The sequence below is a fragment of the Streptomyces sp. NPDC030165 genome (assembly GCF_055573595.1).
The window spans coordinates 131,508-148,116 of the sequence record NZ_JBVIBD010000006.1; the positions used below are offsets into that span (position 1 = coordinate 131,508).

14 protein-coding genes are annotated in these 16,609 nt (G+C 70.6%); 7 read left to right on the top strand and 7 right to left on the bottom strand.

The window, feature by feature from the left end:
* Positions 1 to 83: 83 nt before the first annotated feature.
* The 6 genes from ACZ4Z1_RS13755 to iolC all read right to left on the bottom strand — a co-directional run bounded on the left by ACZ4Z1_RS13755 (position 84) and on the right by iolC (position 7,413).
* Positions 84 to 563, bottom strand: a complete 480-nt coding sequence (locus ACZ4Z1_RS13755; RefSeq protein ID WP_468486779.1) for a GNAT family N-acetyltransferase — start codon at positions 561 to 563, stop codon at positions 84 to 86.
* A gap of 296 nt (positions 564 to 859) precedes the next feature.
* Positions 860 to 2,353, bottom strand: a complete 1,494-nt coding sequence (locus ACZ4Z1_RS13760) for a CoA-acylating methylmalonate-semialdehyde dehydrogenase (protein ID WP_468486780.1) — start codon at positions 2,351 to 2,353, stop codon at positions 860 to 862.
* A gap of 87 nt (positions 2,354 to 2,440) precedes the next feature.
* Complete coding sequence (gene iolD, locus ACZ4Z1_RS13765; protein WP_468486781.1) at positions 2,441 to 4,351, bottom strand: 3D-(3,5/4)-trihydroxycyclohexane-1,2-dione acylhydrolase (decyclizing); 1,911 nt, start codon at positions 4,349 to 4,351, stop codon at positions 2,441 to 2,443.
* A complete protein-coding gene (iolB, locus tag ACZ4Z1_RS13770) occupies positions 4,348 to 5,328 on the bottom strand; it encodes a 5-deoxy-glucuronate isomerase (protein WP_468486782.1) in 981 nt (326 codons plus the stop codon). Before iolB ends, iolD begins: the two co-directional genes overlap by 4 nt.
* Positions 5,329 to 5,367: 39 nt before the next feature.
* Positions 5,368 to 6,261 carry a Cgl0159 family (beta/alpha)8-fold protein gene (locus tag ACZ4Z1_RS13775; protein ID WP_468486783.1) on the bottom strand — a complete coding sequence of 298 codons (894 nt, stop codon included), beginning with the start codon at positions 6,259 to 6,261 and terminating at the stop codon, positions 5,368 to 5,370.
* A gap of 135 nt (positions 6,262 to 6,396) precedes the next feature.
* On the bottom strand, positions 6,397 to 7,413 hold the full coding sequence (iolC, locus tag ACZ4Z1_RS13780; protein WP_468486784.1) for a 5-dehydro-2-deoxygluconokinase: 1,017 nt from the start codon (positions 7,411 to 7,413) through the stop codon (positions 6,397 to 6,399).
* A 254-nt stretch (positions 7,414 to 7,667) separates the two neighbouring features.
* Between iolC and ACZ4Z1_RS13785 the strand changes: the two genes are divergently transcribed.
* The 7 genes from ACZ4Z1_RS13785 (at position 7,668) to ACZ4Z1_RS13815 (ending at position 15,236) form a co-directional block, all read left to right on the top strand.
* Positions 7,668 to 8,588: a sugar phosphate isomerase/epimerase family protein gene (locus tag ACZ4Z1_RS13785; protein ID WP_468486785.1), complete on the top strand. Its 921-nt coding sequence runs from the start codon at positions 7,668 to 7,670 to the stop codon at positions 8,586 to 8,588.
* A gap of 33 nt (positions 8,589 to 8,621) precedes the next feature.
* Complete coding sequence (locus tag ACZ4Z1_RS13790; protein ID WP_468486786.1) at positions 8,622 to 9,644, top strand: Gfo/Idh/MocA family protein; 1,023 nt, start codon at positions 8,622 to 8,624, stop codon at positions 9,642 to 9,644.
* 363 nt (positions 9,645 to 10,007) lie between these two features.
* Entirely contained in the window at positions 10,008 to 10,871 is an 864-nt protein-coding gene (locus ACZ4Z1_RS13795) for a sugar phosphate isomerase/epimerase family protein (protein ID WP_468486787.1), read from the top strand.
* Positions 10,868 to 12,358: a sugar porter family MFS transporter gene (locus tag ACZ4Z1_RS13800; protein ID WP_468486788.1), complete on the top strand. Its 1,491-nt coding sequence runs from the start codon at positions 10,868 to 10,870 to the stop codon at positions 12,356 to 12,358. The genes ACZ4Z1_RS13795 and ACZ4Z1_RS13800 overlap by 4 nt, the downstream gene beginning before the upstream one ends.
* Positions 12,359 to 12,726: 368 nt before the next feature.
* Positions 12,727 to 12,930: a helix-turn-helix transcriptional regulator gene (locus ACZ4Z1_RS13805; protein ID WP_365835152.1), complete on the top strand. Its 204-nt coding sequence runs from the start codon at positions 12,727 to 12,729 to the stop codon at positions 12,928 to 12,930.
* Positions 12,931 to 13,008: 78 nt separating this feature from the next.
* Entirely contained in the window at positions 13,009 to 13,974 is a 966-nt protein-coding gene (locus tag ACZ4Z1_RS13810; RefSeq protein WP_468486789.1) for a 2-dehydropantoate 2-reductase, read from the top strand.
* A gap of 179 nt (positions 13,975 to 14,153) precedes the next feature.
* On the top strand, positions 14,154 to 15,236 hold the full coding sequence (locus ACZ4Z1_RS13815) for a Gfo/Idh/MocA family protein (RefSeq protein WP_468486790.1): 1,083 nt from the start codon (positions 14,154 to 14,156) through the stop codon (positions 15,234 to 15,236).
* A 76-nt stretch (positions 15,237 to 15,312) separates the two neighbouring features.
* Here the strand turns inward: ACZ4Z1_RS13815 and ACZ4Z1_RS13820 are convergent, their stop codons facing one another.
* Positions 15,313 to 16,533 carry a cation:proton antiporter gene (locus ACZ4Z1_RS13820; RefSeq protein WP_468486791.1) on the bottom strand — a complete coding sequence of 407 codons (1,221 nt, stop codon included), beginning with the start codon at positions 16,531 to 16,533 and terminating at the stop codon, positions 15,313 to 15,315.
* Positions 16,534 to 16,609 lie beyond the last annotated feature (76 nt).

The window sequence follows — 16,609 nt, forward strand, 5'->3', positions numbered from 1 at the left end:
CCCTGCTCCCAGCTCCTGCTCCGGGCCCTGCTCCCAGCGCTCCTGTCAGCTCCAGCTCCGGTCCCTGCCCCCAGCCCCCGCTCTCAGCTCCTGCCGCCCGTCTCCAGTACCAGCGTGAAACGTTTCTTGTCCTTGCGGGTCGCGCCGAACCGGTCGTAGAAGCGGATCGCTCCCGCGTTCCAGTCGGGCGTGTTCCACTGCATCTCCGCGACGCCCAGCGCCTTGCCCTCGGCGATGACCGCCTCGGTCAGCAGGGCACCCAGGCCGAGGCCGCGGTGCTCGGCGCGCAGGTAGAGACAGTCCAGGCTCAGGTACTCGCGGCCCTGCCAGGTGTCGAAGGCCGTCGAGCAGGTGGCGTATCCGGCGAGTTCGCCGCCGGACAGTTCGGCGACCAGGCAGCGCAGCCACGGCGGGCGCGGCCCGAAGAGCGCGTCCGCGAGCCGGTCCGCCAGATCGGCGGCGGGCGGCGCGGACCGCTCGTACGCGGCGTGCTCCGCGGCCAGCGCGACCACGTCCGGCAGGTCCGTGCGGACCGCGTGGCGGATGACCGGGGCCCCCGTCATGGAGCACCCGCCGCGGCACGCTGCATCTCCACGGCGCCTATGGGCTGTTGTTCGTCATTCATACGCAGCATCATGCGTCATCCGGCCTGAACGGTTCCCCGGTATTACGGCGGGAATTCCGGGACGGCGGTGAACAGCGGGACGCCAGGGGCCTGGCACGCCCTCCGGCACCCCGGCTCCGGCGCCCCGGCCGCGTTCGCCGACCGCGCCCGCCCAGCAAGCCCGCGGACCGTCGCTGCCGGCCCGCGGGCTGCCACCGACCTCGGCGATGATCTCGGCGGTGACCTCCGTAGTGATCAGTGATTGCTGGGGAAGCCCAGGTTGATGCCACCGTCGGACGGGTCCGGCCAGCGGGTCGTGACGACCTTGCCGCGGGTGTAGAAGTGCACGCCGTCGTTGCCGTAGATGTGGTGGTCGCCGAAGAGGGAGTCCTTCCAGCCGCCGAAGGAGTGGTAGCCGACCGGGACCGGGATCGGGACGTTCACGCCGACCATGCCGGCCTCGACCTCCAGCTGGAATCGGCGGGCCGCGCCGCCGTCCCGGGTGAAGATGGCGGTGCCGTTGCCCCACGGCGAGGAATTCATGAGCGAGATCGCCTCGTCGTAGGTGTCCACGCGGACGACCGACAGGACGGGGCCGAAGATCTCGTCGCGGTAGGCGTCCATCTCAGGCGTGACGTTGTCGAGCAGCGAGACGCCGATCCAGTGGCCGTTCTCATGGCCGGGGACCGTGAAGCCCGTACCGTCGACGACGACGTCCGCGCCCTGGGCCGCGGCACCGGACACGTACGAGGCGACCTTGTCGCGGTGGGCCTTGGTGATGAGCGGGCCCATCTCGGAGGCCGGGTCGTCGCCGGGGCCGATGGTCAGCGCGGCGGCCCGCTCCTTGATCTTCTCGATCAGCGGGTCGGCGGTGTCGCCGACGGCCACCACCACGGAGACCGCCATGCAGCGCTCGCCCGCCGAGCCGTACGCGGCGTTGATCGCGGAGTCCGCCGCGAGGTCGAGATCGGCGTCCGGCAGGACCAGCATGTGGTTCTTGGCGCCGCCGAGGGCCTGGACGCGCTTGCCGTTGGCCGTGCCGGTGGTGTGGATGTAGCGGGCGATGGGGGTGGAGCCGACGAAGGAGACGGCGGCGATGTCCGGGTGCTCCAGGATGCGGTCCACCGCGACCTTGTCGCCGTTGACGATGTTCAGCACGCCGTCCGGCAGGCCCGCCTCGGCGGCCAGCTCGGCCAGCTTGAGGGCCGCGGACGGCACCTTCTCGCTGGGCTTGAGGACGAAGGTGTTGCCGCAGGCGATGGCGAGCGGGAACATCCACATCGGCACCATCGCCGGGAAGTTGAACGGCGTGATGCCGGCCACGACACCGAGGGACTGGCGGATCGCGGCCACGTCCACACGGGTGGACACCTGGGTGGACAGCTCGCCCTTGAGCTGCTGCGGGATGCCGCAGGCCAGCTCGACGATCTCCAGGCCGCGGGCGACCTCGCCGAGCGCGTCACTGTGCACCTTGCCGTGCTCGGCGGTGATCAGCGCGGCCAGTTCCTCGCGGTGCGCGTCGATCAGCTCGCGGTAGGCGAACAGCACGGCCGTGCGCTTGGCCAGCGAGCTGGTGCCCCAGGTGCGGAACGCCTCCTTGGCGGCGGCGACGGCCGCGTCCACCTCGTCCACGGAGGCGAAGGCGACCTGCTTCTCCTGGGCGCCGGTCGCGGGGTTGTAGACCGGGCCGAACGAGCCGGACACACCCTCGGCGGGCTTGCCGCCGATCCAGTGGTTGATGGTCTTCATGCGGGGGGCCTTTCTCGGTGACGGCGGTGGGGTGGGTCGAGAAGCGGGGCGGGGGACGGTTCGGGCGGTCGGGCGTGGGTGCGCGGTTCAGAGATGGCGGCGGCGCGCGGCGGCGTGCCGGTCGTAGTCCTTACGGGCCTCGACCGCCGCCGGACGCGTCGCGGTCTCGGCCACAGGGACATCCCACCAGGCCTGGGCCGCGGGCGCGCCCGGCACAGTGTCGGCCGTTGCGGTCTCGACATAGACACATGTGGGGCGCTCGTCGGCGCGGGCCGCGGCGAGCGCGGCGCGCAGTTCGCCGACGGTCGCGGCGCGGATGACGTGCATTCCCAGGGACGCGGCGTTGGCGGCGAGGTCCACGGGCAGCGGGTCGCCCGTGTACGAGGCGTCGGCGGCGCGGTAGCGGTAGGCCGTGCCGAAGCGTTCGGCGCCGGTCTGCTCGGACAGGCCGCCGATGGAGGCGTAGCCGTGATTCTGGATCAACACGATTTTGATGTTGATCCCTTCCTGGACCGCGGTGACGATCTCGGTGGGCATCATCAGGTACGTACCGTCGCCGACCAGCGCCCATACGGGCCGGTCCGGCGCGGCCAGCCGCACCCCGATGGCGGCGGGGATCTCGTAGCCCATGCAGGAGTAGCCGTACTCCAGGTGGTACTGGCGGCGGGACCGGGCACGCCACAGTTTGTGCAGGTCGCCGGGGAGCGAACCGGCCGCGTTGATGACGACGTCCTGGTCGCCGACGGTGGCGTCCAGCGCGCCGAGGACCTGGGTCTGGGAGGGGCGTACGGAGTCGTCGGGCGCGGCGTAGGCGGCGTCGACCAGGGATTCCCAGCGGGCTTTTGCCGCGCCGTACTCGTCCTCGTACGCCGGCGCGACGCGGTGTCCGGACAGGGCGTCGGTGAGCGCTTCGAGGCCGGCGCGGGCGTCGGCGACCAGGGAGGTCGCGGCGAGTTTGTGGGCGTCGAAGGAGGCGATGTTCAGGTTGACGAAGCGGACGCCGGGGGCGGCGAAGAGGGTGGCGGAGGCGGTGGTGAAGTCCGTGTAGCGGGTGCCGACGCCGATGACGAGGTCGGCTCGGGCAGCCAGCGCGTCGGCCGTGGCGGTGCCGGTGTGGCCGATGCCGCCCACGTCGGCCGGGTGGTCGTGGCGCAGGGAGCCCTTGCCGGCCTGGGTGGAGGCGACGGGGATGCCGGTGGCGTCGGCGAGGGCGCGCAGGGCGTCCTCGGCCTCGCTGTGGTGGACGCCGCCGCCCGCGATGATCAGCGGGCGCTCGGCGGCGCGTACCGCCCGTACGGCTTCGGTCAGGGCGGCGGCGTCGGGCGCGGGGCGCGGCACCCGCCACACGCGGTCGACGAAGAACTCCTCGGGCCAGTCGTACGCCTCGGCCTGCACGTCCTGCGGCAGCGCGAGCGTGACGGCGCCGGTCTCGACGGGATCGGCGAGCACCCGCATCGCCTGGAGGGCGGCCGGGATCAGCGCTTCGGGACGGGTGACCCGGTCGAAGTAGCGGGACACCGGGCGCAGGGCGTCGTTGACGGACACATCGCCCGCGTACGGGACTTCGAGCTGCTGGAGCACGGGGTCGGCGGGACGGGTGGCGAAGATGTCGCCGGGCAGCAGCAGTACGGGGAGGCGGTTGACCGTGGCGAGGGCCGCGCCGGTGACGAGGTTGGTGGCGCCGGGACCGATGGAGGTCGTCACGGCGTGCGCGGACAGGCGGTCGCGCTGCCGGGCGTATCCGACCGCGGCGTGCACCATGGCCTGCTCGTTGCGGCCCTGGAGGAAGGGCATCGTGTCCGGTCCCGCCTCCAGGAGGGCCTGGCCGATGCCGGCCACATTGCCGTGTCCGAAGATGCCCCAGCAGGCGCCCACCAGACGGTGCCTGGTGGGCGCGCCACCCTGGTCACCGGGGGCCGCGGCGCCGTCCCGCTCCGTGTACTGGTGGGCCAGGAACTCGACCAGTGCCTGCGCCACCGTGAGGCGTCGAGTGGTCATCGTGGGTCTCCCGCGGGGGCGTCAGGGGCTTCGGAGGCTTCGGGGATTGCGGAGTTTTTGGGGACTTCGGGGGTTTCGGAGGCTTCAGGGGCGTTGTACAGGGGCAGACGGGGGTCGACCGGCTGCTCGGGCCAGGTGCCGCGGATCCAGCCGTGGTCGGGGTGGTCGCAGATGAGCCAGGCACGCTCCGCGCCGGGGCCCGCCATGACGTTGAGGTAGTACATGTCGTGCCCCGGGGCGGCGATGGACGGGCCGTGCCAGCCGTCGGGGATCAGTACGGCGTCGCCGCTGCGGACCTCGGCGAGCACGTCCGTACCACGTCCGTTGCCGGAGGGGGTGACGCGCTGGTAGCCGAGCCCTTCGGAGCCGTGGGCGGGGGCGATCTCGAAGTAGTAGATCTCCTCCAGCTCGCTCTCCTCGCCCGGCCGGCCCTCGTCGTGCTTGTGCGGCGGGTACGAGGACCAGTTGCCGCCGGGCGTGAGCACCTCGACGGCGATGAGCTTGTCGCACTCGAAGACGCCGGCCGCGCCGAAGTTGTTGACCTGGCGCGAGCAGTTGCCCGCCCCGCGCAGTTCCACGGGCACGCCGCTCGCGGGTCCGTAGCGGGCAGGCAGGCGGCGCGTGCAGCGGGCCCCGGTCAGCGCGAACCGGCCGCCGGCGGCGCTGCTGATCGCCACCTCGGCGTCGCGCGGTACGTACGCAAAGTCGGTGACCCCGCTGAACACGTCCTCGCGCCCGGCCAGTTCGAAGGGTGCGCCGCCGTCGGCCGTGACCGTGCAGCCGCCGTTCAGGGGCAGCACGATCCACTCGCTGTCCCCGGTGGCGAACGTATGGCTTTCGCCGGGCGGCAGCCGTAGCACGCGCAGGGACGAGTGGCCCCAGCCCGCCCGGTCCGGGTCGATGTCCAGTTCGTACGGCCCGTCGGCCGTGTTCTGCGCCCTGATGTGGAACTCGGTGTCACGCAGTTCGCTCGTCATGCCTGCAAGTCTCCTCCCGACCACTGACAGTCACCACGGTTACCGCTGGAGCAGGGAAACGGCGGTGTCCACGGCCGCCGCCACGTCCCCGTCGGCCGGATACAGCAGCGACCGGCCCACCACCAGCCCCTGCACGGTCGGCAGGCGCAGCGCCTTGCGCCACTTCTCGTACGCCGCTTCCTGGTCCTCGGGAGTGCCCTTGATGTCGCCGCCGAGCAGCACCGTCGGCAGCGTCGAGGTCTCGCAGACCTGCGCCATGTCGTCGGGATTGTCGGTGACCGGCAGCTTCAGCCAGGTGTACGCGGAGGTGCCGCCCAGGCCCGAGGCGATGGCGACGGACTTCGTCACGGCCTCCGCGCTCAGGTCGTTGCGGACCTTGCCGTCCACCCGGCGGGAGAGGAACGGCTCGACGAATGTGGGCAGCTCCAATTCGGCCATGGCATCTATCGCGCGGGCCGTGGACTCCAGAGTGGACAGCGATCCGGGGTCGCCGTAATCGATGCGCAGCAGCAGCTTGCCGGCGTCGAAGCGCAGCCGGGCGATGTCCTGCGGGCGGTGGCCGGTGAACCGGTCGTCCATCTCGAAGGAGGCGCCGGCGATGCCGCCGCGGTTCATGGAGCCCATGACGACCTTGTCCTCCAGGGACCCGAGCAACAGCAGGTCCTCCAGGATGTCGGCGGTGGCGAGCACGCCGTCCACGCCGGGGCGGGACAGTGCGAGGCACAGGCGGTCCAGGAGGTCGAGGCGGTTGGCCATGGCCAGCTCGCGGTCGCCGACGGCGAGCGCGCCCCGCGCCGGATGATCGGCCGCGATGATCATCAGCCGGCCGCTGTCGCCGATCAGGGGGCGGCGGGTGCGGCGCGCCGCGGCCTCCGCGACGGCTTTGGGGTACCGGGCCCGCAGCGTCACGATGTCGGAGATCCGAGTGGTCAAGGCGGTTCTCACCTTCTGGTGGGACGGGTTCGTACGGGTGGCCACCGGGCGGGGCACCCGGTCGGGCGCGCGGCGGGGCAGGCGCCCGGAGGCGCCGGGACGGGGCGGCCGGGTGTACGGGACCGACCGCGGCGATCAGCGAGCGGCGAGGAATTCCTCGACCTCGTCACGCGTCGGCATGGCGGACGAACAGGCCAGCCGGGACGCGACGATCGCGCCGGCGGCATTGGCGTACCGCATCATCGGCTCCAGCTCCCATCCGGACAGCAGCCCGTGGCACAACGCGCCTCCGAAAGAGTCGCCGGCACCCAGGCCGTTGACGACTTCGACGGGAGTGGGCGGCACCTCGGCGGTACGGCCGTCGCGGTGCACGGCCAGCACGCCCTTGGGCCCCTGCTTGACGACGGCCAGTTCGACGCCCATGTCGAGCAACGCCTGCGCGCACCGCTTCGGTTCGCGGACGCCGGTGGCGACCTCGGCCTCGTCGACGTTGCCGACCGCGACCGTCGCGTGGGCGAGCGCCGCCTCGTAGTACGGGCGGGCCGCGGCCATCGCCGCCGCGCCGGTGACGCCGCCGGCACCGGAGGCTCCGCCTTCGCCGCCCCAGAACATCGGCCGCCAGTCCAGGTCGAAGACGGTGATGCCCGCCTTGGCACGCGCCTCCAGCGCGGCGAGGGTCGCCGTACGGCTCGGCTCCTCACACAGACCGGTTCCGGTCATCCAGAAGATACGGGCGTCCCGTACGGCGCCGCGGTCCAGCTCTTCGGGGTGGATGACCAGGTCGGGGGCCTTGGGGCGGCGGTAGAAGTAGAGCGGGAAGTCGTCCGGCGGGAAGATCTCGCAGAAGGTGACGGGCGTCGGGTACTCCCCTACGGGGGTCACCCAGCGGTCGTCCACACCGAAGTCGCGCAGCGCCTGGTGGACGTACTCGCCGAAGGGATCACGGCCGGTGCGGCTGATGACCGCCGTACGCCGGCCCAGCCGGGCGGCGGCGACCGCGACGTTGGTGGCCGAACCGCCGAGGAACTTCCCGAACGTCTCGACCCGGGACAGCGGAACGCCGGTCTGCAACGGGTAGATGTCCACCCCGATGCGGCCCATGGTGATCAGATCGTACGGGCCGGTCTCTGCGGCCTGCCGCGGCTCGGTCATGTGCGCCCCTCCGGTTCGTCACTGACCACAGGTCTAACCGGGCGTCCGAGACGCTGTCAATACTTTGTCCTTACATTCTGACGTCAGGCGACAGGGAGCGGGAGCGGCCCCACGATGTACCGCCGGATACAAAGTCCTTAAGTCCTTATGTCATGACGAAGTCTTGACACTCCTCTGGCCGAGATGGAGGCTGTGCCCACAACCCAGCCCCGCGCCTCCCGGTCACCGGCGACCGGCGAGAGGAGAGCCGCAGCATGTCCGTTCCCCATGCCGTCCCGCGCGTTCTGGACCGCCTGCGCATCGGATCGGCCCCCGACTCCTGGGGAGTCTGGTTCCCCGACGACGAGCAGCAGGTCCCGTGGCAGCGCTTCCTGGACGAGGTCGCCGAGGCCCAGTACGAGTGGATCGAACTCGGCCCGTACGGCTACCTGCCCACCGACCCCGCCGTACTCCACGCGGAACTCGACCGGCGCCGGCTGAAGGTCTCGGCCGGCACGATCTTCACCTCGCTCCACCACGGCCCGGACGTATGGGACGCGACCTGGGCACACGTCAGCGAGGTCGCCACCCTCACCCATGCGATGCACGCCCAGCACCTGGTGGTCATCCCCTCCTTCTGGCGCGACGACAAGACCGCCGAGGAACTGGAGCCGCGCGAACTGACCACCGAACAGTGGCACCACCTGAACAGCGGCATGGAACGGCTGGGCAAGCAGGTACGGGAGGAATTCGGCCTCGACATCGTCGTGCACCCGCACGCCGACACCCACATCGACACCGAGGAACACGTCGAACGCTTCCTCGACGGGACCGACTCCTCCCTGGTCAACCTCTGCCTGGACACCGGGCACTACGCGTACTGCGGCGGCGACAACGTCAAACTCATCAAGACCTACGGCGAACGGATCGGCTACCTCCACCTCAAGCAGGTCGACCCGGAGATCCTCGCGGACGTCGTCGCGAAGGGCACGCCCTTCGGGCCCGCGGTCCGGCAGGGCGTGATGTGCGAACCGCCACTGGGCGTCCCCGCGCTGCCGCCCGTCCTGGAGGCCGCCCAGGACCTGGACGTCGACCTCTTCGCCATCGTCGAACAGGACATGTACCCCTGCCCCGCCGACCAGCCCCTGCCCATCGCGCAGCGCACCCGCCGTTTCCTGCGCTCCTGCGGCGCCTGAGTCCCGTCGGTACGGAGCGAGGAGTTCTACGAGATGAGCCAGCAGCACGGAACGCTCGGCGTGGCCGTCATCGGCACCGGCCGCATGGGCGCCGACCACGTACGCCGCATCAGCGACGTCATCAGCGGAGCACGGGTGGCGGCGGTCGTCGACATCGACGCGGACCGGGTCAAGCGCATCGCCGACACCATCGGGGGATGTACGCCCTACACCGACCCGGAGGCCGCCATGGCCGACCCGGACGTCGACGCCGTACTGATCGCCTCGCCGGGCGCGGCCCACGAGGACGCGCTGCTCACCGCCTTCGCGCGCGACCTGCCGGTGCTGTGCGAGAAGCCGCTCACCCCGGACCCGGCCTCGGCGCTGCGCGTCCTGGAGGCCGAACAGCGACTGGGCCACCGGCGCGTACAGGTCGGCTTCATGCGCCGGTACGACACCGACTACCTCAAACTCAAGTCGCTGCTCGACCAAGGCGCATACGGCCGCCCCCTGATGCTGCACAACAAGCACCGCAACGCCGGCACACCGCCCGGCTTCACCAACGCCATGATGATCCACGACTCCGTCGTCCACGAGATCGACGTGACGCGCTGGCTGCTGAACGAGGAGATCACCGCCGTACGCGTACTCCGCCCGGCACCCATCGGCAACGCGCCCGACGGCCTCAGCGATCCGCAGCTCATCCTCTTCGAGACCGCCGCCGGACAGATCGTCGACACCGAACTGTTCGTCAACTGCGGCTTCGGCTACCAGGTCAGCTGCGAGGCGGTCTGCGAAGGGGGCACCGCGCGGATCGGTGACGATCACGGGGTGTTCGTCAACGCCGCCGGAAAATGGGGCGGCGCGATCACGCCGGGCTTCGTGGAACGCTTCGAGGAGGCGTACGACCGGCAGGTGCAGCGCTGGGTGGACGCCACGCGGCGCGGCGAGGTCGAGGGACCGAGCTGCTGGGACGGCTACGCGGCGGCCGCGGTGTGCGAAGCGGGCGTACGCGCCCAGACCACCGGCGAACGCGTCGAGGTCGAACTGGGCGAGCGGCCCGCGCTGTACCGCTGAGCCGCGGCCGGCACCTGCTTCCCACGTGTCACATCCCTTTGCGCGGTCGGCGCGCCGTTGCTTTCCGTTCTCCGTCACGGACGGTGCGCCGCTGCGTTCCGTCGCGGTGGGCGCGCTGCCGATCGCTCCCTTGCGGCTGGTGCGCCGCTGCGTTTCGTTACGGCCGGCGCATTGCTGCTTCTCGTTACGGCCGGTGCGCCGCTGCTTCTCGTCACGTCCGGTGCGCTGCTGCCTGCCGTTACGGCCGGCGTGCCGCCTTCCGCCCTGACCGGTGCGGCGTTTCACGTCACGGTACGGCGGGTTTCGGCCTGTCCTCCGGCCGGGGACGCGGCCCGCGTCAATCCCCGAAAGGTCTCCCCCCTCGTGAAGATCGCTCTCGACCCGTACATGTTCCGCGACGTCCCGCTGCTCGAACTTCCCGCCCTGGTGGCCGAGCTGGGATACGAATGGCTCGAACTTTCACCGCGTGACGATGTCAATCCGTTCTTCCTTCACCCGCGCATCGACGACGCCACCGTCCGCGCGTTCCGCAGGGAACTGTCCGCCGCGGGCGTCGGCATCTCCTCCGTACTCCCCCTGTACAAGTGGTCCTCCCCGGACGAGGACGAGCGGCAGGCCGCCGTCCGGTACTGGAAGCGCGCCATCCAGATCGCCGCCGACCTCGGCGTCGACGCCATGAACTCGGAGTTCAACGGCCGCCCGGAACGGTCGGACCGCAGCGAGGGCCAATTCTGGCGATCGCTGGAAGAACTGCTTCCCCTTTTCGAGCGCGAGGGCATCTCGCTCGCGCTCGAACCACACCCGGACGACTTCATCGAGGACGGGCACGCCGCCGTCGACCTGATCCGCGGCATCAACTCCCCCCTGGTGTCCTTCCTCTACTGCGCACCGCACACCTTCCACCAGGGGAACGACGCCCCCGGCATCCTCAAGCGCGCCGGCGAGCTGACCACCGCGGTGCACCTCGCCGACTCCTTCGACCACACCCCGTCCTCCGGGCTGCGCTACATCGTCAACCCACCCGGGTCGGCCGTACGCGTCCACCAGCACCTGGACATCGGACAGGGCGAGGTGGACTTCGACGAGCTCTTCCGGGAACTGGCCGCCAACGGGTTCGACGGCACTCTCGTCTCCTCCGTGTTTGCCTGGGAGGAGCGCGCCAAGGAGTCGTCACGCTTCATGCGCGAGCAGATCGACACGTACGTCAAGAAGAACTGGAGCCGATGACGATGGCCGCACCCAGCGGGCCGACGGCATCCACGGACGGCCCCGACGCCGCGGACCCCGCCACCGCCCCGTCGGGCCACCCCCGCACTCCCGCCTCCCCCGTGCCTCCTCCCGATGCCGCCCGTAACGCCAAGCGCTTCATCATCGGCATCGCTGCCATCGCCGCTCTCGGTGGTGCCCTCTTCGGATACGACACCGGAGTCGTCTCCGGCGCGCTCCCCTTCATGGAGGCGCACTTCGGCCTCACGTCACTCGGCGAGGGAATCATCACCAGCGCCCTGCTGATCGGCGCGGCGTTCGGGTCGCTGGCCGGCGGGCGGATGTCGGACCGGCTGGGGCGGCGCAACGCACTGCTGTGGGCGGGCGCGGTGTTCATCGGCGGCGCCCTCGCGGTGGCGCTCGCCCCCACCGTCGCCTTCATGGTCGTGGCGCGCTTCGCACTCGGTCTCGCGGTGGGCAGCGCCTCGGTGATCACACCGCTGTACCTCTCGGAGATCGCACCGCCGCACATCCGCGGCCGGCTGGTCTCCTTCAACTCCCTCATGATCGTCAGCGGACAGTTGCTGGCCTACCTGATCAACGCGGTGCTCGCCCAGTGGGAAGCGTGGCGCTGGATGCTTGGCCTGGCGGCGCTGCCGGCCGTGGCCCTGTTCGTCGGACTCTTCTTCCTGCCGGACACCCCGCGCTGGTACATCAGCAAGGGGCGTACGGAGCAGGCCGCGCGAGTTCTGCGGCGCACGCTGCCCGCCGAGGAGGTCGACGGGGAGCTGGGCCGTATCAACCAGGCCCGCGCCCTGGAGGCCGACGCGCGGCGCGGCGCCTGGCAGGAACTGCGTGTGCCCTGGGTACGGCGCCTGCTGCTCATCGGCGTCGGACTGGCGATCGTCCAGCAGATCACCGGCGTCAACGCGGTCATCTACTTCGCGCCCAAGATCCTCGGATCCACGGGCCTGGGCACCAACGCCGCGATCACCGCCACCATCGCGGTCGGCGCCGTCTCCGTCATCGCCACCGCGATCGGAATGTCACTGATCGACAAGGTCGGACGACGACCGATGCTGATCACAGGCCTTTCCGGCATGACCGTCTCGCTGGCCCTGCTGGGAGCCTCCTTCCACCTCCCGAAATCCACCGGGGTCAGCTGTCTGGTCCTGGGCCTGATGGTCCTCTACATGGGCTTCATGCAGGCGACGTTGAACACCGGCGTCTGGCTGCTGCTCGCAGAAATGTTTCCGCTGAAGGTGCGGGGGCTGGCGATGGGCGCGGCGGTGTTCGTCATGTGGCTGACCAACTTCACGGTGGCGCTGGTGTTCCCGGTGCTCCTCGACGCGGCGGGCGCGAGCATCACGTTCTGGCTCTTCGGCCTGATGTGCGTACTGTCCCTGCTCTTCTGCAAGCGGTACGCCCCGGAAACCAAGGGCATGGCCCTGGAAGACCTGGAACACGAACTGCGCAGGGCGGCCACGGGGCCGGAGGTGGGGAGGTAGGCGTACGGAGAGGTAGGCCGTACGGAGGCGAGCGGTACGGGGAGGCGAGCGGTGCAGGGACGGAAGCGGTACGGAGGGATGAGAACCGGCAGGGCTCCACACCTCCCCCCTTCTTCTCCCGCCCCGCCGCCCTGCCCCCTCCCTCCCCCCCTCCCCCTCCCCTTCTTCATCCCGTGACAGCGATGCCCCGTTCGTCACAGCTGTCACCGTTACGCGGGGCTTCCGTCACAGCCGATCAACAGGCCCTCGCCCTTGCTCACTCACCGTCGTTCACCGGGCACAGGCTGAGTGATCACCAGACCGCACGCAGTTCTTCCGCCGGCTCCCCCGGGCCGTCGCTGCGAGCGGCTGAGGGAGGTGCGAGACATATGACCGACCGCAGACTCTGGTCGTACAAGGAGATCGCCGCACACATCCGAGTCCAACCCGACACCGTGCGTTCCTACCGGAAACACGGGCTACTGCCGTCACCGGATCTCGTCGAGGGCGGCAGACCGTACTGGTTCGCCGACACCATCCGCACCTGGGTCGCCCAGCGTCCCGGCCACGGCGGACGCCGCGACAAGGACTGACGCCCCGCTCCCCCGGGCCCCGCGCAATCGTCGCGCGGGGCCTCCGCAACCCGTCCACGCGGGGGTTACGCTCGGCGCATGCCGCCCATACCCGTACCGGCCACGCCCTCGCGCATCGCTGTGATCGGCGGTGGCGCGATCGGCGGTTTCGTGGCAGCACTGGCGCACCTGACCGGGCACCACGTCGCCTTGTGCGTACGTACACCGCTGGACCGGCTCGCCCTCGAAACGGACGGCGAACGCATCGACGCCCCCGTACATATCGCCGTCGATTCCGAGACGGCCGAGCCCGCGGACTGGGTCTTCCTGGCCACCAAGGCCCAGGACACCGCCGGCGCCTCAGCCTGGCTGCGCCGGCTCTGTCACTCCGGCACGGTCGTCGTCGTACTCCAGAACGGCATCGACCACACCGAACGCGTGGCCCCGCACGCTCCGGACGGTACGGAGATCCTGCCCGCGGTCATCTACGCGTCGGTCGAGTGCACCGCCCCCGGCCAGGTCAGGCATTACGCGGGCAACGAGATCCACGTACCCGACGGCCCCCTGGCCGCCCGCCTCGCCGACCTCCTCGCGGCCGGCCGCCTCAAGGTCGTGCCCGTCCCGGACTTCACGACGACCGCCTGGCACAAGCTCCTCACCAACCTCGCGGCCAACCCCCTCACCGCCCTCCTCCAGCAGCGCATGCGCATCTTCAGCGATCCCGGCATGGCCGCTCTCACCCGGGACATCCTGGGCGAGGCGGCCGCGGTCGCGCGGGCCGAGGGCGCGGACATTCGCGACGCCGACATCGACCGTGTACTGGAGATGTACGCGATGGTCCCGCCGGACGGCGGATCGTCGATGCTCTACGACCGCCTGGCCGGCCGCCCCATGGAGCATGAACACATCACGGGCGCGGTGGTGCGCGCCGGGGAGCGACACGGCATTCCCACTCCCCTCAACGGCATGCTGCTCATCCTTCTGCGCGCGGTGGACCGCGACATGGTGCTCGGCCCTCAGGAGAGGAACAACGCGCCGACGCCGCGCCCCACCCCCAGGGGTTGACATAAGTATGTCTGGACATGCACGCTGCGGCGGAGCCTTGGTGCGCCCGAGATCGAGCCTCGCGGCCCCGGAACGCCGAAACCTTCCTGCGCCCGCCTGACCGACTCGTCCCGGAGCCCCTCAGCCGGCTGCCCCTCGGCCGCAGACGACATCGGCCCCCAGACGACAGGAGCTGGCACATGAAGATCGGCCTCATCGGGACCGGACGCATCGGAGCGTTCCACGCCGAGACCCTGAAGTCCGTGCCCGGCGTGGACCGCGTCGTCGTCGCCGATGTCGATGCGGCCCGCGCACGCGTACTCGCGGACACCCTCGGCACCGAGGCCGCCGAAACGCTTCCTCAGATGTACGCGGGCGGCCTGGACGGCGTTGTCATCGCCGCCGCGACGAGCGCGCACGCCGAGCTGATCCACCAGGCGCTGGACGCCGATGTGCCGGTCTTCTGCGAGAAGCCGGTAGCGCTGGACGTCGCGGGCACGCTCGCCGTCGTGGAACGTTGCGCAACCAGCGCCGTTCCCGTACAGATCGGTTTCCAGCGGCGCTTCGACCGTGGCTACCGGGCCGCCCGGGAGGCCCTGCGGTCCGGCGAACTCGGCTGGCTGCACACGCTCCGCGCCTGCACCAGCGACCAGTCGCCACCGCCGGCCGCCTTCATCCCCACCTCCGGCGGGCTCTTCCGCGACTGCAGCATCCACGACTTCGACATCCTCCGCTGGCTCACCGGCCGCGAAGTCCTCTCCGTGTACGCACAAGGCGCCAACCGCGGCGACGCCTTCTTCGCCGACGGCGACGACGTGGACACCTGCGCCGCGCTGCTGCGCTTCGACGACGACACGTTGGCCACCGTCACCGCGACCCGCTACAACGGCGCGGGCCACGACGTCCGCCTGGAAGTCTGCGGCTCCAAGGGCGCGCGTGTCGTCGGTCTCGACGACCGGGCCCCGCTGCCGAGCGCCGAACCGCACGTCTCCTGGCGGCAGTCCGCTCCGTACGCGACCTTCATGGAACGTTTCCACGACGCGTACGTCACCGAGCTGCGCGCCTTCGTGGACGTGGCCGCCGGCCGCACGGAGAGCCCCTGTCCGCCCGCCGACGCGCTGGAAGCGCTGTACGTCGCCGAGGCCTGCGACCTCTCCCGCCGCACCGGCGAACCGGTCAAGGTCGCGGATGTACGCGCTGCCCCAGGTCATACGGACGCGTACGACGGCTCCGGTGGCGTACACGCCTCGGCAGACGCGGTCGCTGATACCTCCAGGGCGTAACCGACTTGGCGTCATACGGGTCGGGCGCCGGTGGCGGGCGCCTTGCTCGCAGGCGTCGACCAACCGCAAGAGCACCTCACCAGGACTCCGACGCGCCCTTCCGTGGCCCTTCCGGAAGCGGCGCCAGCCCTTCCGCTCCCGCCCGCAGCCGCATGGCCACCAGCGGGAAGACCAGTACGGAGATCATCGCCGCGCCCACCATAGCCGCCGCCTCGCCGGCGTCGAGGACGCCGCTGTCCTGGCCGATCGTGGTGATCGCGACGACCAGGGGCAGCGCCGTCGACCCGTACAGCATCAGCGCGGCACGGTCCTTGCGGCCCAGATCGCGGGGCGCGAGCAGAACGAGCGGCAGCCCGCGTACGACGAGCAGCAGGACGAGGAAGAGCGGCAGCAGCAGGAGCGAACGTCCGTTCGCGAAGAGGGACGAGAGGTCGAACTCGACGCCGGTGACGATGAAGAACAACGGCACCAGGAATCCGAAGCCCATCGCCTCCAGACGCCCGAGAATCTCCTGGCTGCTGTCCGGCGCGGCCTCGTGCAGCACCAGCCGCATGATGATCCCGGCCGCGAACGCGCCCAGCAGGATGTCCAGCCCGAACACCTGCGAGATGCCGAGCATGACGGCCAGCAGCAGAACGAACAGCCGGATGGCGAACTGGCCGCTGCTGTGCAGGGTGCGGGCGATGATCCGGTAGAACCACATGGGGCTGGGCTTCAGGGCCCAGTAGACGGCACCGGCGGTCAGCAGGGCGAAGGCGAAGAGCAGGATGGTCGATTCGCCGGGATCGCGTCCGCTGAGCAGCAGTGCCATCGCGATGATCGGCCCGAATTCGCCGACCGCGCCGGTGGCCATCATCACCGAACCGAAGCGGGTCCCCAGGTCGCCGGAGTCGCGCAGTACGGGCAGGACGGTGCCGAGCGCCGTACTGGTGAGCGCGGTGCCGACGACGATCGCCTTGGTGAGGTCGCCGGCGGCGAAGCCGAAGGCGATGGCCAGGCCGAGGACGAGCGAGACGAGCCAGGCGTAACCGGCGCGCTTGAGGGTGTCGCCGCGGACCTTGGCGAACTCGATCTCGTACCCGGCGATGAACATCAAGGTGGCCAGCCCGAGGTCGGAGAGGGCGTTGATGACCTCTCCGGAGCGCGCCCAGCCCAGAACGTCCGGGCCGATCAGGATGCCCAGCACGATCTCGAAGATGACCAGAGGGACGGGCAGCCAGCGGCCGAGGCCGTACGCGAGGAGCGGGGCGGCCACGGCGATCGCCATGATCAATACGAGCGTTGCGGACTGCGACATAAGCCGCTTTTCTACCATAAGGGGCGACGCATCCCCGCTTCGCGGGCCGACCGGACGGGCGCTTCTTACTGCCCGT

Excerpts from the sequence above, each read along its gene's own strand:
- iolD (WP_468486781.1), bottom strand. The coding sequence starts at position 4,351 with ATGACCACTCGACGCCTCACGGTGGCGCAGGCACTGGTCGAGTTCCTG.
- ACZ4Z1_RS13815 (WP_468486790.1), top strand. The coding sequence starts at position 14,154 with ATGAAGATCGGCCTCATCGGGACCGGACGCATCGGAGCGTTCCACGCC.
- ACZ4Z1_RS13800 (WP_468486788.1), top strand. The coding sequence starts at position 10,868 with ATGACGATGGCCGCACCCAGCGGGCCGACGGCATCCACGGACGGCCCC.
- iolC (WP_468486784.1), bottom strand. The coding sequence starts at position 7,413 with ATGACCGAGCCGCGGCAGGCCGCAGAGACCGGCCCGTACGATCTGATC.
- ACZ4Z1_RS13810 (WP_468486789.1), top strand. The coding sequence starts at position 13,009 with ATGCCGCCCATACCCGTACCGGCCACGCCCTCGCGCATCGCTGTGATC.
- ACZ4Z1_RS13820 (WP_468486791.1), bottom strand. The coding sequence starts at position 16,533 with ATGTCGCAGTCCGCAACGCTCGTATTGATCATGGCGATCGCCGTGGCC.
- ACZ4Z1_RS13760 (WP_468486780.1), bottom strand. The coding sequence starts at position 2,353 with ATGAAGACCATCAACCACTGGATCGGCGGCAAGCCCGCCGAGGGTGTG.
- ACZ4Z1_RS13805 (WP_365835152.1), top strand. The coding sequence starts at position 12,727 with ATGACCGACCGCAGACTCTGGTCGTACAAGGAGATCGCCGCACACATC.
- ACZ4Z1_RS13790 (WP_468486786.1), top strand. The coding sequence starts at position 8,622 with ATGAGCCAGCAGCACGGAACGCTCGGCGTGGCCGTCATCGGCACCGGC.
- ACZ4Z1_RS13755 (WP_468486779.1), bottom strand. The coding sequence starts at position 563 with ATGACGGGGGCCCCGGTCATCCGCCACGCGGTCCGCACGGACCTGCCG.
- iolB (WP_468486782.1), bottom strand. The coding sequence starts at position 5,328 with ATGACGAGCGAACTGCGTGACACCGAGTTCCACATCAGGGCGCAGAAC.
- ACZ4Z1_RS13785 (WP_468486785.1), top strand. The coding sequence starts at position 7,668 with ATGTCCGTTCCCCATGCCGTCCCGCGCGTTCTGGACCGCCTGCGCATC.